Genomic DNA, 16,014 nt, shown 5'->3' on the forward strand with positions numbered 1-16,014 from the left:
GAAACTGAGACATTAGAATATTATGTTACATAAAGTAAATGAAGCTATAAAAGGGTTTGTTATGTTAAACTCAAACTATAAATAATAGTAGTTAGGACAGTTATTTCTATTGAACATCATGCTACACTTACACTGTTTTCTCATACTATGTTCCGAGCCGTTTTTTTGTCTAATTATAATTTAATTAAGGAGTAAATTTAGCACATCATAAAAAATGAAAAAATATTTATTTGTAACGCTTATAGTATGTGGTTTCTATTCTAATGCTCAAGAAATAAATCCACAAATGGATTCATTTCTAAAGAAAATGGAAGGTAATACATTAGAAGAGATAAAAATATCTATTAATGAAGTCATAGAAGAAATTAAAACGTTCTCTATTTTTTTTAATGTACCAGACGAGGAATCAAAAAATATCCCTAAGATAAAAGAAAAATATGGAACTCCTTTTAAAACAGATACATCAATAGTGAAAAAAGCAATAAAACAATTCTCTAATATGGAATTCTCTCAGGTTTTTAAGGATTTCACTACACAACTTAAGTTTACTATTAAGAAAGAAAAATTTTGGAGTAAAATTAACTTACCCGAAGGAATTGAAGAGGAATTAGAGCCCGTATGTATATATTATAATGACGGTAAAGTAAAAACAGATAAGGTCACTTCGTATGTGATTCGTGCCATTTGGGAAGAAGACTGGGGAGAAGCCAAACCTATAGATAGTATCGCAGTAGCATACCATATTAATTATGCAAAAAAATATGACTCATTAACTTTAACCTCAAAAACAAAAAAGATCAAATATAAGGATGGTATTATAAAAGTAAAAGCATTAAAGGACAACTACATCTATTTTACAGTAAGTGATGCTTTTACTGATAAAATATATGTGCGCGCTTTAAATGAGGAAGGTAAAATATTGGATTTCAGAAGTAGTTCTTCTAGTAATACTCTCCCAAAAAAAACAAATATTGGTATGGTAGAGATACTTAATATTTTAGAGGACGCGAAGGATAAATTATATAAAGATAAGTTTGCCACTGTCCCAGATTTTCGAAAGTATTTATTCGAATCCGTAAAAAAAAACCAAAACGTTTAAAGATACTGATGGTGTTTATCATTATACTTATTTTTTTGAAGGTAATATTTCTAGTCTTAAATTATATATTGGTACTGATTTTGTGTCTCAAACCATTCTATTTTCTATTACCAAAGAGTCTGAGCTCCCAGCTATTATTCATATGCCCACTCCCACTGAAAACATCTTTTTCGACCATAATATGAAAGAGCTTTTTCGATTAGATGCTATTCCTATTACTAGTTTAGGTGCTCGTTTTTATCAAAAAGATAAAACATTTTATCATTTAAACTTATCAAAAAAAAAACTAGATAGCCTTTCGGCCTTTAATATATTTGAGGCTAAAAATGGTATAGGTTTTATACAACAAGATAGCGATACACCTTATGTAATGGTGAATGCTGAAAATGAACAACTGTCGGATCTATTTTTCACCAATATATATGCCCTTGATAATACGTATGTACATGCTCAAGGGGTAAATAAAATGAATTATATTATTGATACTATTGGAAATGTAAAAACCTTACCAAACATTGAAGAAGTTATAATATTGTCTGAAGGGAGACTACTTTCTGTATCAAAGGATAATCGGATGGGGTTTTTGGATACTTCTGGCAAGACGATAATCCCTTTTGATTATAAAAAAGCGAAAGCTTTTTCTGAGGGTCTGGCTGTGGTTCAAAATCAGGAAGGATTCTATGGGTATATTGACAAAAAAGGAACAATACAACTTCCTTTTAAGTATCAAAGTGCAGATTCTTTTCAAAATGGTATTGCCATAATTCGATTTGATCATAAATTCCATCTTATTGATAAAAAAGGTAACATATTGGCAACATCAAATAGTGGAGGGTATAATACTAATGGATCAGGAGTTAAAAAAACATATCTATTTGGAAAGAAAAAATATGACGCTTATGGAAAATTAATAACTAAAGATGATTAGTTAAATTTCTAATGGAAATATAGAAATTAAGATCTAACGAGTTCTTTTTAACACAACACTATAGGTCTAATGAATGATATTATTTTTATTAATGTATGAAATAAGAATTCTAATTTTAGTGATTTTTTTTAGTGAATCAAGTCCAAAAATTGTGTTCATATAAATGTATTAAAAACACGAATATCTCCCTGAATTCAAGGGATTAAAGCAGCCATTTTATCCATATCTTAGTGCCTATATAAAATTTCAAAAAAATGAAAACCAATATTAGTTCTGTTTTATTTTCGTTAGCCATAGTTATTTCCTCTATAGTTTTAGGAAATGCGTATATGAATCGCAATAAACCCGAGAGAACAATTGCAGTAACAGGCCATGGTACCACCAACTTCACTTCGGATCTTATCGTTTGGGAGGGAGAATTCATCAAAACAAATACCAACTTGCAACAAGCGTACAATGACCTAAAAGAAGATAAAAAAACGGTTACCGATTATTTAAATGCTAATGGTATCGATATAAAAACTGTAGTTTTTGATGCTGTGACAACCCATCGTATTACAAAACCTAATTACTCTAGTACAGGTAATTATCTTGGTGAAAGCTTTTCAGGATATCAACTATCACAAACCATAAAAATAAACTCTAGTGAAATCGAAAAGGTTGAAAAAATATCTAGAGAGATCACAATATTATTAAACAAAGGAGTTCAGTTTTCTTCAAAAAAACCACGATATTACTATACAAAACTGGCAGAGTTAAAAATCGAAATGATTTCTAAAGCAACCGAAAACGCACAACTAAGAGCAGAAAAAATAGCTAAGAATTCTGGTTCAACACTTGGAGAACTAACTCTTGCCAAAATGGGTATTTTTCAAATAACTGGTAAATACTCTGGAGAAGATCATTCCTGGGGTGGGGCACTAAACACTTCTTCTAGAGAAAAGACAGCTTCTATTACCACAAAACTCATCTACACACTAAAATGATTTTTTGTAGTTATATTGATATAAGAAAGTAAGAAATTAATCTGCATATTCTTACAGAAAAACAAATCCAGATGCTCTGAATTGACATTATTCTTGCAAAACATGTTAAAATATCAGGGATTTAACACCATTTCTTTTTAACAAACTATCGAAAACCGTTTTCTCTTCATTTTCTATCAAAAATTCATAATCATCTAATTATAAGAACATTAAGATGTCTCAATATTTTACATAAGCCGTCTTAACCATAGTTTAGGACAGGTGTTTGTTGATACAAGGCTTCGTTTAGGATACTTTCGTCTGCTTAATATACAAACACAAAATCAACAATTATGAAAAAAAGATTAAACATCTTAATTGCATTTGCAATGATGCTTATGCTTTCTTCTTATGGACAGGAGAAGTATAACATTGTTCAAAAAGGGGGCAACGGAATGGCTCCAAGAGCGATCGATTTTGATGCTGCTCAAAACGGAGCAAAAAAATCATCATTCTCATCCCCAGAGAATTTTATGTCAGAGCACTTTGACAAAGTACCCGGACAAGGAGTTATTATTTCTGAAATTGTAAAAGACGAATTAGGTTTCACACATTACCGTTTACAACAATCTATCAATGGGATTCCTGTAGAGAGTTCTATGTACCTAATCCATGTTAAAAACGGGCAGGTAACTTCTGCCAACGGAGAATGGTTTACAGCAACACCAGCTAAATCTTTTGCAAAAAGCAGTACGTTATCTTCTGCTCAGGCATTACAAAAAGCAAAAGATGTAATCAAAGCAAAGCAATATGTTTGGGAAGCTAGAGCTCCCAGAGCTAATAACAAAACTTTCAGAGGAGAGGAAGTAGGTGGCGAAGGCGAATTAGTATACATCACTAAAAACAATGCAATGAATGCCAACGCATTGAGATTAGCTTACAAATTCGATATGTATTCTATAGAGCCTTTTGGACGTAAAGAAGTTTTTGTAGATGCTTCAAATGGTGAAATTCTTTTTATTGAAGAAAAGATACACCATGTAGATGGTACTACAGATACAGGATACTATGGTCCTCAAAACATAACGGTTACACAAAATGGAGGTCGATATGAAATGAGACAATCTGGTGACAGAAAGCTTGCTTTGTATGATATGCAAGGAGCACAACTACAAGTTAATGCTACTCAGACAGCAATAATTGAACCTACAAACACTCGTTCTATCTATTCTAGCCAAACTAAAGATTTTAAAATTGGCGGAGAACAAAACCACAGAACTGCAGCATACTGGGGAGCAGAGAAAACCTGGGATATGTTTAAAAACGAATTTAACCGCTCTAGCTATGACAATAGAGGAAGTAATATTAACATATATGTAAATGGAGCAGGTCGATATGGTGATGATAATGCTTTTTGGTCTGGTACCTGGATGTATTTTGGAAATACCAAACAACTTCAAGGTACACCAGTAACTCCATTAGATGTAGTGGGTCATGAAATGGCACACGGGGTTACTCAAGAAACAGGTAAAATGGTATACCAAGGGGAATCTGGAGCACTTAATGAATCTTATAGTGATATGTTTGGATCTTTGGTAGAGTATTACACATTTAATAAAGTAGTAGATGCTAAGGTTTGGAAACTAGCAGATAAGCATCCAGATCAAAGACTTAAAAGAGATCTTTCTAACCCTAAATTGCATAACCAACCTGATACGTACAGAGGTACTAAATGGGTATCAACTGCGCAAGGTTCTGCAGATAATGGAGGTGTGCATACTAATAGTGGTGTAATGAACCATTGGTTCTATATTGTATCTCAAGGAGCCAAAGGATCTAATGATAGCGGAACAGCTTATGACGTAGAAGGTATTGGTATCGAAAAAGCAGGGAAAATTGCTTATCGCTCTCTAACAAATTACCTAACAAGAAGCTCAAAATATGCTGATGCCAGAAATGCAGTAATTAATGCCGCTAAAGATTTACACGGGGCTAACTCTTGTGAAGTAAAAGTCGTAACTAACGCTATGAATGCTGTAGGTGTTGGTGCTAAGTTTACTGGTAATGCTAACTGTGATGGTGGCGGTGGTGACTGTTCTGCTGTAAGTGGAATAGCCGCATCTAATATTACTAAAAACGGTGCTACAATTAACTGGAATGCAGTTACAGGTATCTCTACATACACTTTTGAGTACAAAAAAGCTGCAGATGCATCGTATATTGCATCCTCTGTAACCGGTACCAGCAAAACATTAGATGGGTTAACAGTGGATACTGCATACGAAGTACGTTTAAAATATGCTTGCACCAATGGTGAAACTGCACCATACTCAACCGTAGTGAAATTTACTACTGCTGCAGATGGTGGTGGAGGTGACTGCAACGCCGTTACAGGTGTGAATTCATCTAATATAACTATTAACTCTGCAACTGTAAGCTGGACAAGTATAAGTGGAGTATCAAACTATACTTTTGAGTATAAAAAAGCTGCAGATGCTTCGTATACAGCTTCTACAGTTTCTGGCGCTACTACTAACCTAACAGGTCTAGCAGCAAATACCAAATATGAAGCAAGAGTAAAATACACCTGTTCTACAGATGGTGGTACAGATCCTTGTGCTGGTGTACCAGCATATCAAGCAGGAAACCCATATAAAGTTGGTGATAAGGTTACGTACCAGGGGTATTTATTTGAGTTTACTAACACAGGTTGGCAACAACGTGGTCAATGTGGAACAACTGGTGGTAATCAGGTAGATGCTCCTTATTCTGCTGTGATAAGCTTTACCACCCTAGAAGACACCAATGGTAATAACTGCGATAACATCCCAGAGTATCAACCAGGAAATACGTATCCTGTTGGGTCTAAAGTAAAATACTTTGGTACCATATATGAATTAACTGCTACAGGTTGGGTAGTTATTGGTTCTTGTGACGCTACTTTTTTTGCCTCAGCATTCGGAAACGACCTAAACAAAACTACTGGATTTAATGTGTACCCAAACCCTGCATCGAAAGATCTTAATATATCTTTCAAATCTTTAGATAATGTATCTTCTCAAATCAGAATTGTTAATATACTAGGAAAAGTAGTATACAACAAAGAAGTAAAATCAACTTTAGGGAACAACACCATAAAGGTTGATGTATCTAGATTAAACTCTGGAATTTACTTTGTAAAGAGAGGAAATCAAGATGTAAAGAAAGTAATTATTAAATAGTAAGTTATTTGTGTAGTTATGAATATCAGCTAACTCTTCTAACTCAACTTAGATTTTAGCAGAAAGAATCGCCTGGAAATATTTCCAGGCGATTTAATTTTAATTTCTTAGTTAATCAAGATGACATTCAAGCCTTAAGTAAGATCATCAAAAACATAAATACTATATATCTATCATTGAATAAACCCATAGGTCAATTCTCTTCAAAATTAGACAACATCAGAATTTAGACTCTCAAAATAATCTGTTGGAGAAATACCCACAATATCTTTAAAATTTTTATAAAAAGAAGCTCTCGAATTAAATCCAGCTTCCATAGCTAATGCTGTATTGCTATATTTTTGATACTTCTCTGATTCTATAAGTGTTTTAAATTCTTCAACTCTGTAATGATTAAGGTACATATTAAAGTTTTTATACTCCATCTCATTAATAGTTTTAGAAATGAGACGGCTCGACTCTCCCACTCTTTTTGCAAAAGTTTTTAAAGTCATATCATGATCCAGAAAAGCTTTTTCCTCTACCATAAATCGCTCTATTACTTTGGAAACTCGTTTATAAATTTCCTTATTTTCTTCTTGTTTACGTTTTGATGATTCTACCTCACTTTTAGATGTGATATTAACAATGTTAATTTGTATCAAACATCCTATGGTAAAATAATACAATAATAATGAAGCCAAACTATCAGATACTGTTGTCATATATGTAACACCTGACAAAACGGTCACAGTTCCTAATGCTATTACATGATAAACAATAAATAAAATACAAAATATTTTTAACCACAATAGAGATTTATATTTTGTATCTGTATAAAAGAAAGGCAAAAAAGCAGTATGACTCCTAATAACCAACAGTGTTCTGATACACATATACACTATAAAAACCGAGGCAGAAATTACATACGAATATAAAAATATTATGGCTTTAGGGGAATATACTAAATCCGAGGTATCATTTACTTTAACAAAAACCAAGGACAGAACAAAGAATTCTAGTACAGCAGGAATATAATATCGATACTTATTCCTAATCTCGATACCTGCAGTCTCTGTAGCATAGAAATAAATAAAAACCATGTTCAAGAAATTAAACCGAAAAGGGTTATAAGATGCTATAAATTGATCAGTATTTCGCATCAAAACGTAGCTAAACAATTCTATACTAAGAAAAATGAAAAAAAACCCTAAATATCTATTTACCTTTTGTTTTTTGGATTTATAAAAAAGTAAGATTAAAGCAACTATCAGGGATTGTATACCCAAGACTAAAAAGAAAATAAATATCGTGTCCATAAAAAAAAGTTGAGTTTTGTGTGTGTTTTTGCAAAATACTTATTTTTTTCACAAAATTTATACCAAATACGCAACAAAACCTGTAATACATCTTTTGCATATCTTATATTTATAGATAACCGGTATATGGGGGTATTATTATATAGGATATATAGGCTTATATATCAAAATGAATATTTATGATCAAGATTATCGCTCAGAAAGCTATGGTATTGATATAAGAATTTAAAACAATTCTCCCCAACTCTCCCATACTTTTACAAAAAAGAAGATGAGGAATCCAACAGATACGATAAACTTAAGAAATGTCCCTGCCAAAAAACCAATAAAAGAACCAAAAGCAGCCTTTAATGCTTTCGAAGATTCGCTACTGTCTTTTATAAGCTCCCCAATAAACGCACCAGCAAAAGGACCTATTATAATACCGAAGGGTCCCATAAATATGATCCCGATAATAAGACCAAGAGAACTACCTATCATTCCATATTTAGTACCACCAAATCGTTTTGTACCTAATGCGGGAACGATATAATCAAGAACCCAAACTACTATCGATATCCCCAGTGTAATTCCTAAAAAAGTCCAGTTTTGTGGGATTGCATCCGTAAGGTGAATAATCAATAATCCTATCCACGAAGTAAATGGCCCAGGTAACACAGGAAGAAAACTTCCTACCAAACCCAGAAGGCAAAATAAAAACCCTATGATGATTAATGCTATATCCATGTTCTTTATTTATATGACGATAATGTTTCTGATTTGTTACGCCAATATCAATTAACTATGCCTTTCATCTATTAGTTTCTTTATATACATTTTAATACACTTTTATTTATTTTTTTTGTTCACACAAATACAAATAAATCATTAATTGATTATAAAACTACCCCAAAATTATGCGATCCATTTTAATAGTATCTATTGGATTACTAATGTTTTCTACATCCTTTTCTCAAGATAATCCTTCTATAAAATGTAACAATTCAACAAACGAACGCATAAGAAGAAATTGTATCATTAATACAATTCAGGAATTTGTAGATGCTAATTATGATATCGCAGCAATAACATCCCATGCGAAGCCAGGTTCTAATCGAGTATACACCCGATTTAAAATTGATCAAATTGGTCGAATAGTTGATATCCAGGCAAAATCATCATCTATAGAGCTAGAACTGGAAGCCATAAAAACGCTACAATCTTTTCCGTATACGATTCCAAGATCAGAAAAGACTTCTACAGAAGAGAAAGAAGTTTTTGAAAACGTATACACCCTGCCTATTGTATTCGAAATACAAGCGACAGAGATCAATCTATCTTCAAAAAAAAGAATAACGGGTAACGATTAATTCTGAAAAATTCTGAATCCTTCTTTTTTAAATATACACAGTCAACTTTCTGATTTTTTCAACTAAAAAATTAGTTTAAACTAATTTTTTAGTTATATTTGCTTCATAGAACTAAATTTTTAGTTAAACTATTTTCACTTTACTGAAACGAAATATTTAATAACAAATAGATGAAACAACTTACAAAAGCAGAAGAAGAAGTAATGCAATGGTTATGGCAATTAGAAGAAGCCAATGTTGCTTCTATTATTGAGCAAATGCCTGAACCTAAACCTGCTTATAACACTATTTCAACCATCATCAGAATTCTGGAAAACAAAGAATTTGTTTCTCATCGTAAAGAAGGCAAAGGCTACATCTACTTTCCTCTTGTTAAAAAAGAAGAATATAGCAATCAATCTCTTAACAAGCTGATGAACAATTATTTTAATGGATCTTTTAGAAATATGGTGTCTTTTTTTGTAAAAAAGAATGATATGGATATCAAAGACCTGGAACAGATTTTAAAAGAATTAGATAAAGAAAAATAGAAATCATGCTCTACTACCTCCTACAAACTGTTATTTTTCAAGTCCTGTTTTTGGTTCTTTATGATGTCTTTCATAAAAAGGACACCTTCTTTACTTGGAATAGGCTGTATTTGATTATTACACCACTCTTATCATTAGTGTTGCCATTTATAAAAATCGAGGCCTTTAGAAATCAAACATCTCAAGTGTATGTTACAAAACTGGAAAGAGTTATTACAATTTCTTCAGAAAACTTAGTTGTTTTAGGCACAACAGGAATCGATCAGAATCCCACGAACTGGTGGTTAGTACTATATTGTGCCGGCGCCGGGTTAAGTTTATTGTTACTTATATTAAAGTTTTATAAACTTAACGTTTTGAAAACTGTTTCGTTTAAAACTGACCTTAATAATAAGAGAATAGTCACCCTCCCAAACAGTAATCAAGCTTTTTCTTTTTGGAATAGTATTTATCTGGGAGATGCTTTGAGTGAAGCAGAAAAAAAGCAAATCCTAATCCATGAGATTGTACATGTCGAACAAAAACATTCATTAGATCAAGTATGGTTTGAACTACTTAAGATTGCATTGTGGTGGAATCCAATAATACATATCTACCAATCTAGAATTACCATATTACATGAATATATCGCAGATGCAACTGTTATTGCAACTATAGATAAACAAAACTATATAGAACAATTATTAAATGTGACTTTTCAAACACAGGAAATCACATTTGTTAATCAATTTTTTAATCAATCCTTAATAAAAAAAAGAATCCTTATGTTACAAAAATCCAAATCTAAGACTATTGCAAAATTTAAGTACTTACTATTGATTCCGGTAATCGCAGGAATACTTGTCTACACCTCCTGTAATGAAGAATCAAACCAGTTAACTAACACTATTGAAAATTCAAAAAATAATGAAAGTTCTGATTACTCAAATTCATCAATAAGCCATGAACCTCAATGTCCTAATCAACAATCTTCATACAACAAAAACCTTGACAATTATTTAAAAGTAAGAAATGGAAAAAGTTCTGAAGCTATTCTTGATATTATTTCCACCGAAACTTCAGAAAGAATAAGAACTATTCACTTTTTTAAAAATCAAACCTTTTTTGTACGAAATATACCTGAAGGAAAATACACGATCAATATCAAATATGGTGACAATTATGCTGAAAAAACAGTAGATGGAGTTTGTATAGCCTACTTTAAAGATGAAAAAAACAAATGAAATTGGTGATGATATTCTAGATTTCAATATTCTAAAAACGGAAAAAGAAATAAATATACCGTCCTATAACCTATCTATAGATATGCTAAAAAAAGAATCAGAATTACCTGATGGGTCTTCTGAAGAATCAAACACCACTGTTAATGGAGATAATTATGAACAGGCTGAGCCTAAATGTCCGAATCAAAATTCTAAATACGATAAAAATTTAGATAATTATCTAAGGATTACGACTGGTAATACTACTGAAGTCATAGTTCAAATTGTTACGTTAGACACAGAAAAAAGTATCAGAACAGTCTATATAAAAAGAAATGAAAAGTATTTTGTTAGAAATATACCTGAAAATAAATATAAGCTTATTATCTCATATGGTGACAATTATGGTGAAAAAACCGTTGATGGGCTTTGTATAGCATACTTTAAAGATGAGAAAGCAAATGAAATTGGTGAAGATATTCTTGACTTTACAGTTATCAAAACTGATAAAGGTAAGAATGTTCCATCTTATAATATTACTCTAGATCTAAATGACAATGATCCTATTCATTAATTTTTAAAGATAAATCTAATACCGATCAAGAGTAGATAGCCGAAGCACACAACTTCGGCTTTAATAATATCATCATTTCTCTCTCATAAAAATTTTACGTAGTTTGGTTATTCAACTTATGTTGCACCAAAAAAATAGTATCTTTTAACCACATTACTTTTCTTATACAGAACTGATATTAAAAACATGAATAGAGCTCTAATATTTATTTTATGCATGATCATTCATCAAGCCAATGCTCAGTCTTCGGCCTTGACCATAGCTGATAGTTTATATAGTTTTGGAGATTATTCTAATGCAATTAAAAAGTACCAGAAAATAGTACCTAAAGATCAATATATAGTATTACAAATCGCAAAATCACATAGAGCCAAAGGAACTTATACAGATGCATTATCGTACTACAAACAAGCATTAAAAACCACGAACCTTACCACTTCTGTAAAATTAGAATACGCCAAATTATTAATGATCACGGGTAAACTAAAAAAAGCAGATAGCATGTATACAGACCTTGTTTTGAAGCATCCCAAAAATCCTGATTTTCAATATCGGTTAGGTGTAATCAAAAAAAGATTGAAAGACACACTGGCAATCTCTTATTTTAAAGAAGCTTTTCGTCTAGACAGTACGCATCAGAAAAGCTGTTTTGAAATCTCTAAAAATTACCTGAAGAAAAAAAATTATGACATGGTCTGGAAAACAGCAAATATAGGTTTGCATTCATACCCAGAAAATGTCGAACTCATAAGCATTTTGGGGCAGAATTTTTTATTTCGCAAAGATTATGATACCGCACTCCCCTATTTTCAAAAACTGTTTGATCTAAATCAGGAAAGTGAATTTATACATTCTAAATTAGGATTATGTTACAGTAAAACCTATGCATATGAAAAGGCAATTTCTCATTTTAATGAAGTACTAAAATATAATAACAAATCTCCGAATACATATTCATTACTAGGATACGCTTATCAACAGCTCAAAAAATATGACAATGCATTAGAATATTACAAAAAAGCACTTGCATTAAAAGATATACCCGTAGACGAGGACCTTCTTTCTATCGCATTAATATATCGGTTTCAGGAAAAATGGAAAAATGCGATACAGTATGCCAAACTAGCTATTAAAGAAGATCCAAATAATGATAGAGCCCACTATCAATTAGCAATGTTTGCAGATGCTCACTATCAAGATCCTGAAATTAAACTAAAGTATTACAACAATTATCTGAAAAAGTTTGATACCGATAAAAAAGATTATTTTAATATGATTGTCAAAAAAAGAATAGCCCAATTAGAAGAAGAAATTCAAAATAAAACCAAAAACAACTAATACTTCTCTCTCTTAAAAATTTTATGTAGTTTGGCTATCCGAAATAGTCTACGCATAATGAGTGTAAGGAATTGGTATATAGGTCTATTGGTTTTTACGGTATTTTCATGTAAAGATTTTGTGCTTAAAAAAGAGCATAAAGACGATATCATAAAAGAAGGGTTAGAGAAACTAAATTGGAATGAGGTAGAACAACCCCCACTATTTGCAGCTTGTAAACAAAAATCTGAAGAAGAGCTAGAACAGTGCTTTCAGAATACAATCACACAGCATATACATAACGATCTTATAAAACATACGATTACTGTAAAGGACGCTGTTAATGATACCATATGGGTTCCTTTACTTATAACCAATGAGGGAGAAATCATACTCGAGGATTTTAGTTTACCACTCGATATAGAAACGCAAATCCCTGATCTAAAAGACCGTTTAGAAAAAAGTATTCGCTCTCTACCAGAAATTAAACCTGCTCATACACGTAGTACACCTGTAACTACACTCTATAAACTTCCTTTGGTAATACATATCGATTAAAGCTGTACTTATTTTCGAATTGCTTAGTTTTGTAGTATAAAACAATCTCTTCTTTTGAGTAGCGAAAAAATTATACTAGGTATTGATCCCGGAACCACAATTATGGGGTTTGGACTTATTAAAGTTCAAAATAAAAAGATGTCTTTTCTACAATTAAATGAGCTTCAACTTAGCAAGTATGATGATCATTATATAAAACTAAAACTTATTTTTGAACGTACTATAGAACTTATTGATACCTATCACCCCGATGAAATTGCGATAGAAGCTCCTTTTTTTGGCAAAAACGTACAATCAATGCTTAAACTAGGGAGAGCCCAGGGAGTAGCCATGGCGGCAGGTCTGAGTCGCGAAGTACCTATTACCGAGTATTCTCCAAAAAAAATCAAGATGGCAATTACTGGTAATGGTAATGCTACTAAAGAACAGGTTGCAAAAATGTTACAGAGCCTCTTACAACTCAAAACCTTACCCAAAAACCTAGATTCTACCGATGGTCTGGCCGCAGCAGTATGTCATTTTTATAATATGGGCCGAGCCAACATCGTAGGCAAAAGCTATACAGGTTGGGCGGCTTTTGTAAAACAGAACGAAAAACGGATAAAAAAATAATTATAAATTATGATTTTTGATGATTTTAAATCTATAAATCCTAATTCTAAAATCTAACAATATCAGCGGTATTTATATCCATATTCCTTTCTGTAAGCAAGCTTGCCACTATTGTGATTTTCATTTTTCGACTTCGATGAAGAAAAAAAATGAAATGATTACTGCCCTATGTAATGAAATTAAATTACGAAAACCTGAAATTGATACCAATGAAATCATCAAAACCATATACTTTGGTGGTGGTACACCAACTGTATTATCAATAGATGAATTACAACGTATTATAGATGTGATTTATGAATACTATCAGGTTGCTGAAAAAGCAGAAATAACAATCGAAGCAAATCCAGATGATCTTACCGAAGAGAAAATAGAATTGTTAGCCAAAAGTAATGTAAATCGTTTGAGTATAGGTATTCAGTCTTTCTTTGAAGAAGATCTCAAAATGATGAATCGTGCTCATAATGCCAAAGAAGCGAAAAAATGTCTCTCTGTGGCGAGTCGCTACTTTGATAATATCTCGATAGATTTGATTTATGGCATCCCAAATATGTCAATAGATCGATGGAAACAAAATATACAATTAGCATTAGATTTTAAAGTACCGCATATCTCCTGCTATGCCTTAACCGTAGAACCTAACACTGCATTACCAAAATTGATCGAAAAAGGAGAAATCCCTTCGATTGATGATAATGTGGCGCAAAAACATTTTGAAATCCTCGTAGATTCCTTAGAAAAAGAAGGTTTTATACATTATGAATTATCTAATTTTGGTGCCCCTGGATACTTCAGTAAAAATAATACCGCTTACTGGCAAGGGAAACGTTATCTAGGTATTGGGCCTTCTGCACATTCCTATAACGGAAAACAACGAAGCTGGAACATTAATAACAATGTAAAATATATCAAAGCGTTACAACAAAATCAATTCCCCAGAGAGGTTGAAGATTTAACTGTTGCCGATACCTACAATGAATATATCATGACAGGATTACGTACCATTTGGGGAGTGTCTTTGCAAAAAACAGAAAAGGATTTCGGAGAAAAATACAAAGAATACCTCCTTAAACAAGCTCAAAAACATATGGATACTCATCTTTTATGTTTAAATGGCGATACATTATTGGTAACCAAAAAAGGAAAGTTTTTAAGCGATGGTATTGCAAGTGATCTTTTCTTACTAAATTTAGAGTAATTTTCTCCTTAAAAATAGTTAGAAGGACATATGATTACAACAATAGAACACAATAATCAGTCTTACAAAATTGATCTTTCAAAACCGTTAGATATATCCATTCCTTTAAGAGCATCGCAAGAAAATGTAAACGCATGGTATATTGATGCCCCAAGAATTGAGCCCGTAAAAGATGGAGAATGGATCGGAAAAGTATCTGAAGGAGCTTCAACCAACTTTAATAATATTTATTTCAATCCTCATGGTCATGGTACTCATACCGAGTGCGTTGGCCATATCACTCCCGAATTCTATAACATCAATGATGCATTAAAGCACTACTTTTTTATCGCTGAAGTCATTTCTATTTTACCAGAAAAGCAAGGAGAAGATCATATAATTACCAAAGATCATATTGAAAATGCGATAACTTCTGTACAGCTCGAAGCACTCATTATAAGAACGCTTCCAAATACAAAGAATAAATGCAATAAACACTACTCTAATACGAACTGGCCTTTTCTTACAGAAGAAGCAGCTAGGTATATAAGAACGTTGAATGTAGAACATCTTCTCATTGATTTGCCGTCGGTCGATAAAGAAAAAGATGATGGAAAATTATTAGCCCACAAGGCTTTCTGGGACTATCCCAAAGCAATCCGATATCATGCCACTATCACAGAAATGATTTATGTAGATCCCAAAATCCCAAATGGGCAATATCTTCTTAATCTTCAAATAGCATCTTTTGTAAATGACGCCTCACCAAGTAAACCTGTTTTGTATAAAATGTTGTAAAAATGAAAACAACACTACAACTTGAAGAAATTGCAATGCTCGGATTAGGAGTATATTTATTTGGTTTATTACCCTACTCCTGGTGGTTATTTTTAGCTTTATTCCTTATACCAGACATTGGAATGTTAGGATACATTATAAATAATAAGGTTGGAGCATTCACTTATAATATATTTCATCATAAAGGGATTGCAATTTTGATATATCTTATAGGAATATACTTCTTTAACGAATTAATACAGCTTTCAGGAATTATTCTTTTTTCGCACGCTGCTTTCGACAGGATTCTGGGATATGGTCTAAAATATGAAAAAGGGTTCAAATTCACACATCTGGGTGAAATAGGTAAAAAAGATTAGATTAGCGTTTTTAACTAAAATATAACA

Annotated in this window: 16 protein-coding genes; 14 read left to right on the forward strand and 2 right to left on the reverse strand. The window is 32.1% G+C overall.

Features of this window, described 5'->3' with window-relative positions:
- Positions 1-214 precede the first annotated feature (214 nt).
- The 4 genes from NNH57_RS14000 (at position 215) to NNH57_RS14015 (ending at position 6,213) form a co-directional block, all read left to right on the forward strand.
- The gene (locus NNH57_RS14000) at positions 215-1,099 is read left to right on the forward strand and encodes a hypothetical protein (RefSeq protein WP_254504180.1); all 885 of its coding nucleotides are present in this window, start codon (positions 215-217) and stop codon (positions 1,097-1,099) included.
- A 181-nt stretch (positions 1,100-1,280) separates the two neighbouring features.
- Positions 1,281-2,027, forward strand: coding sequence for a WG repeat-containing protein (locus NNH57_RS14005; RefSeq protein WP_254504182.1), 747 nt, complete (start codon positions 1,281-1,283; stop codon positions 2,025-2,027).
- Positions 2,028-2,281: 254 nt separating this feature from the next.
- Complete coding sequence (locus tag NNH57_RS14010) at positions 2,282-3,013, forward strand: SIMPL domain-containing protein (RefSeq protein WP_108808960.1); 732 nt, start codon at positions 2,282-2,284, stop codon at positions 3,011-3,013.
- A 332-nt stretch (positions 3,014-3,345) separates the two neighbouring features.
- Positions 3,346-6,213, forward strand: a complete 2,868-nt coding sequence (locus NNH57_RS14015; RefSeq protein WP_108808959.1) for a M4 family metallopeptidase — start codon at positions 3,346-3,348, stop codon at positions 6,211-6,213.
- Between the two features lie 209 nt (positions 6,214-6,422).
- Here the strand turns inward: NNH57_RS14015 and NNH57_RS14020 are convergent, their stop codons facing one another.
- A complete protein-coding gene (locus NNH57_RS14020) occupies positions 6,423-7,295 on the reverse strand; it encodes a helix-turn-helix domain-containing protein (protein WP_159099310.1) in 873 nt (290 codons plus the stop codon).
- 441 nt (positions 7,296-7,736) lie between these two features.
- Positions 7,737-8,237, reverse strand: coding sequence for a DUF456 domain-containing protein (locus NNH57_RS14025; RefSeq protein ID WP_074407182.1), 501 nt, complete (start codon positions 8,235-8,237; stop codon positions 7,737-7,739).
- Positions 8,238-8,407: 170 nt separating this feature from the next.
- Between NNH57_RS14025 and NNH57_RS14030 the strand changes: the two genes are divergently transcribed.
- The 10 genes from NNH57_RS14030 to NNH57_RS14075 all read left to right on the forward strand — a co-directional run bounded on the left by NNH57_RS14030 (position 8,408) and on the right by NNH57_RS14075 (position 15,987).
- Positions 8,408-8,860, forward strand: a complete 453-nt coding sequence (locus NNH57_RS14030) for a hypothetical protein (protein ID WP_132065987.1) — start codon at positions 8,408-8,410, stop codon at positions 8,858-8,860.
- A gap of 170 nt (positions 8,861-9,030) precedes the next feature.
- The gene (locus tag NNH57_RS14035) at positions 9,031-9,390 is read left to right on the forward strand and encodes a BlaI/MecI/CopY family transcriptional regulator (RefSeq protein WP_074407180.1); all 360 of its coding nucleotides are present in this window, start codon (positions 9,031-9,033) and stop codon (positions 9,388-9,390) included.
- Between the two features lie 5 nt (positions 9,391-9,395).
- Positions 9,396-10,613, forward strand: coding sequence for a M56 family metallopeptidase (locus NNH57_RS14040; protein WP_254504184.1), 1,218 nt, complete (start codon positions 9,396-9,398; stop codon positions 10,611-10,613).
- The gene (locus tag NNH57_RS14045; RefSeq protein ID WP_254504186.1) at positions 10,597-11,166 is read left to right on the forward strand and encodes a hypothetical protein; all 570 of its coding nucleotides are present in this window, start codon (positions 10,597-10,599) and stop codon (positions 11,164-11,166) included. The genes NNH57_RS14040 and NNH57_RS14045 overlap by 17 nt, the downstream gene beginning before the upstream one ends.
- Positions 11,167-11,352: 186 nt before the next feature.
- Complete coding sequence (locus tag NNH57_RS14050) at positions 11,353-12,504, forward strand: tetratricopeptide repeat protein (protein ID WP_108808957.1); 1,152 nt, start codon at positions 11,353-11,355, stop codon at positions 12,502-12,504.
- A gap of 57 nt (positions 12,505-12,561) precedes the next feature.
- Complete coding sequence (locus NNH57_RS14055) at positions 12,562-13,041, forward strand: hypothetical protein (RefSeq protein WP_108808956.1); 480 nt, start codon at positions 12,562-12,564, stop codon at positions 13,039-13,041.
- A gap of 54 nt (positions 13,042-13,095) precedes the next feature.
- Positions 13,096-13,653 carry a crossover junction endodeoxyribonuclease RuvC gene (gene ruvC / locus NNH57_RS14060; RefSeq protein ID WP_108808955.1) on the forward strand — a complete coding sequence of 186 codons (558 nt, stop codon included), beginning with the start codon at positions 13,096-13,098 and terminating at the stop codon, positions 13,651-13,653.
- A gap of 61 nt (positions 13,654-13,714) precedes the next feature.
- Positions 13,715-14,851: a radical SAM family heme chaperone HemW gene (hemW, locus tag NNH57_RS14065; RefSeq protein WP_108808954.1), complete on the forward strand. Its 1,137-nt coding sequence runs from the start codon at positions 13,715-13,717 to the stop codon at positions 14,849-14,851.
- A 30-nt stretch (positions 14,852-14,881) separates the two neighbouring features.
- The gene (locus NNH57_RS14070) at positions 14,882-15,628 is read left to right on the forward strand and encodes a cyclase family protein (RefSeq protein WP_074407174.1); all 747 of its coding nucleotides are present in this window, start codon (positions 14,882-14,884) and stop codon (positions 15,626-15,628) included.
- A 2-nt stretch (positions 15,629-15,630) separates the two neighbouring features.
- Positions 15,631-15,987 (forward strand): DUF4260 domain-containing protein, encoded by a 357-nt coding sequence (locus NNH57_RS14075; protein ID WP_108808953.1) that lies wholly within the window; start codon positions 15,631-15,633, stop codon positions 15,985-15,987.
- Positions 15,988-16,014 lie beyond the last annotated feature (27 nt).

Origin of the sequence: Aquimarina spinulae, from assembly GCF_943373825.1 — a bacterium.
Lineage (GTDB): Bacteria > Bacteroidota > Bacteroidia > Flavobacteriales > Flavobacteriaceae > Aquimarina > Aquimarina spinulae.

What these genes read in the sequence shown, in the direction of transcription:
- NNH57_RS14075 (WP_108808953.1), top strand. Translation starts at nt 15,631, where the DNA reads ATGAAAACAACACTACAACTTGAAGAAATTGCAATGCTCGGATTAGGA.
- NNH57_RS14040 (WP_254504184.1), top strand. Translation starts at nt 9,396, where the DNA reads ATGCTCTACTACCTCCTACAAACTGTTATTTTTCAAGTCCTGTTTTTG.
- NNH57_RS14030 (WP_132065987.1), top strand. Translation starts at nt 8,408, where the DNA reads ATGCGATCCATTTTAATAGTATCTATTGGATTACTAATGTTTTCTACA.
- NNH57_RS14025 (WP_074407182.1), bottom strand. Translation starts at nt 8,237, where the DNA reads ATGGATATAGCATTAATCATCATAGGGTTTTTATTTTGCCTTCTGGGT.
- NNH57_RS14035 (WP_074407180.1), top strand. Translation starts at nt 9,031, where the DNA reads ATGAAACAACTTACAAAAGCAGAAGAAGAAGTAATGCAATGGTTATGG.
- NNH57_RS14050 (WP_108808957.1), top strand. Translation starts at nt 11,353, where the DNA reads ATGAATAGAGCTCTAATATTTATTTTATGCATGATCATTCATCAAGCC.
- NNH57_RS14015 (WP_108808959.1), top strand. Translation starts at nt 3,346, where the DNA reads ATGAAAAAAAGATTAAACATCTTAATTGCATTTGCAATGATGCTTATG.
- NNH57_RS14055 (WP_108808956.1), top strand. Translation starts at nt 12,562, where the DNA reads ATGAGTGTAAGGAATTGGTATATAGGTCTATTGGTTTTTACGGTATTT.
- NNH57_RS14000 (WP_254504180.1), top strand. Translation starts at nt 215, where the DNA reads ATGAAAAAATATTTATTTGTAACGCTTATAGTATGTGGTTTCTATTCT.
- NNH57_RS14045 (WP_254504186.1), top strand. Translation starts at nt 10,597, where the DNA reads ATGAAAAAAACAAATGAAATTGGTGATGATATTCTAGATTTCAATATT.
- NNH57_RS14005 (WP_254504182.1), top strand. Translation starts at nt 1,281, where the DNA reads ATGAAAGAGCTTTTTCGATTAGATGCTATTCCTATTACTAGTTTAGGT.
- NNH57_RS14070 (WP_074407174.1), top strand. Translation starts at nt 14,882, where the DNA reads ATGATTACAACAATAGAACACAATAATCAGTCTTACAAAATTGATCTT.
- NNH57_RS14010 (WP_108808960.1), top strand. Translation starts at nt 2,282, where the DNA reads ATGAAAACCAATATTAGTTCTGTTTTATTTTCGTTAGCCATAGTTATT.
- NNH57_RS14020 (WP_159099310.1), bottom strand. Translation starts at nt 7,295, where the DNA reads ATGGTTTTTATTTATTTCTATGCTACAGAGACTGCAGGTATCGAGATT.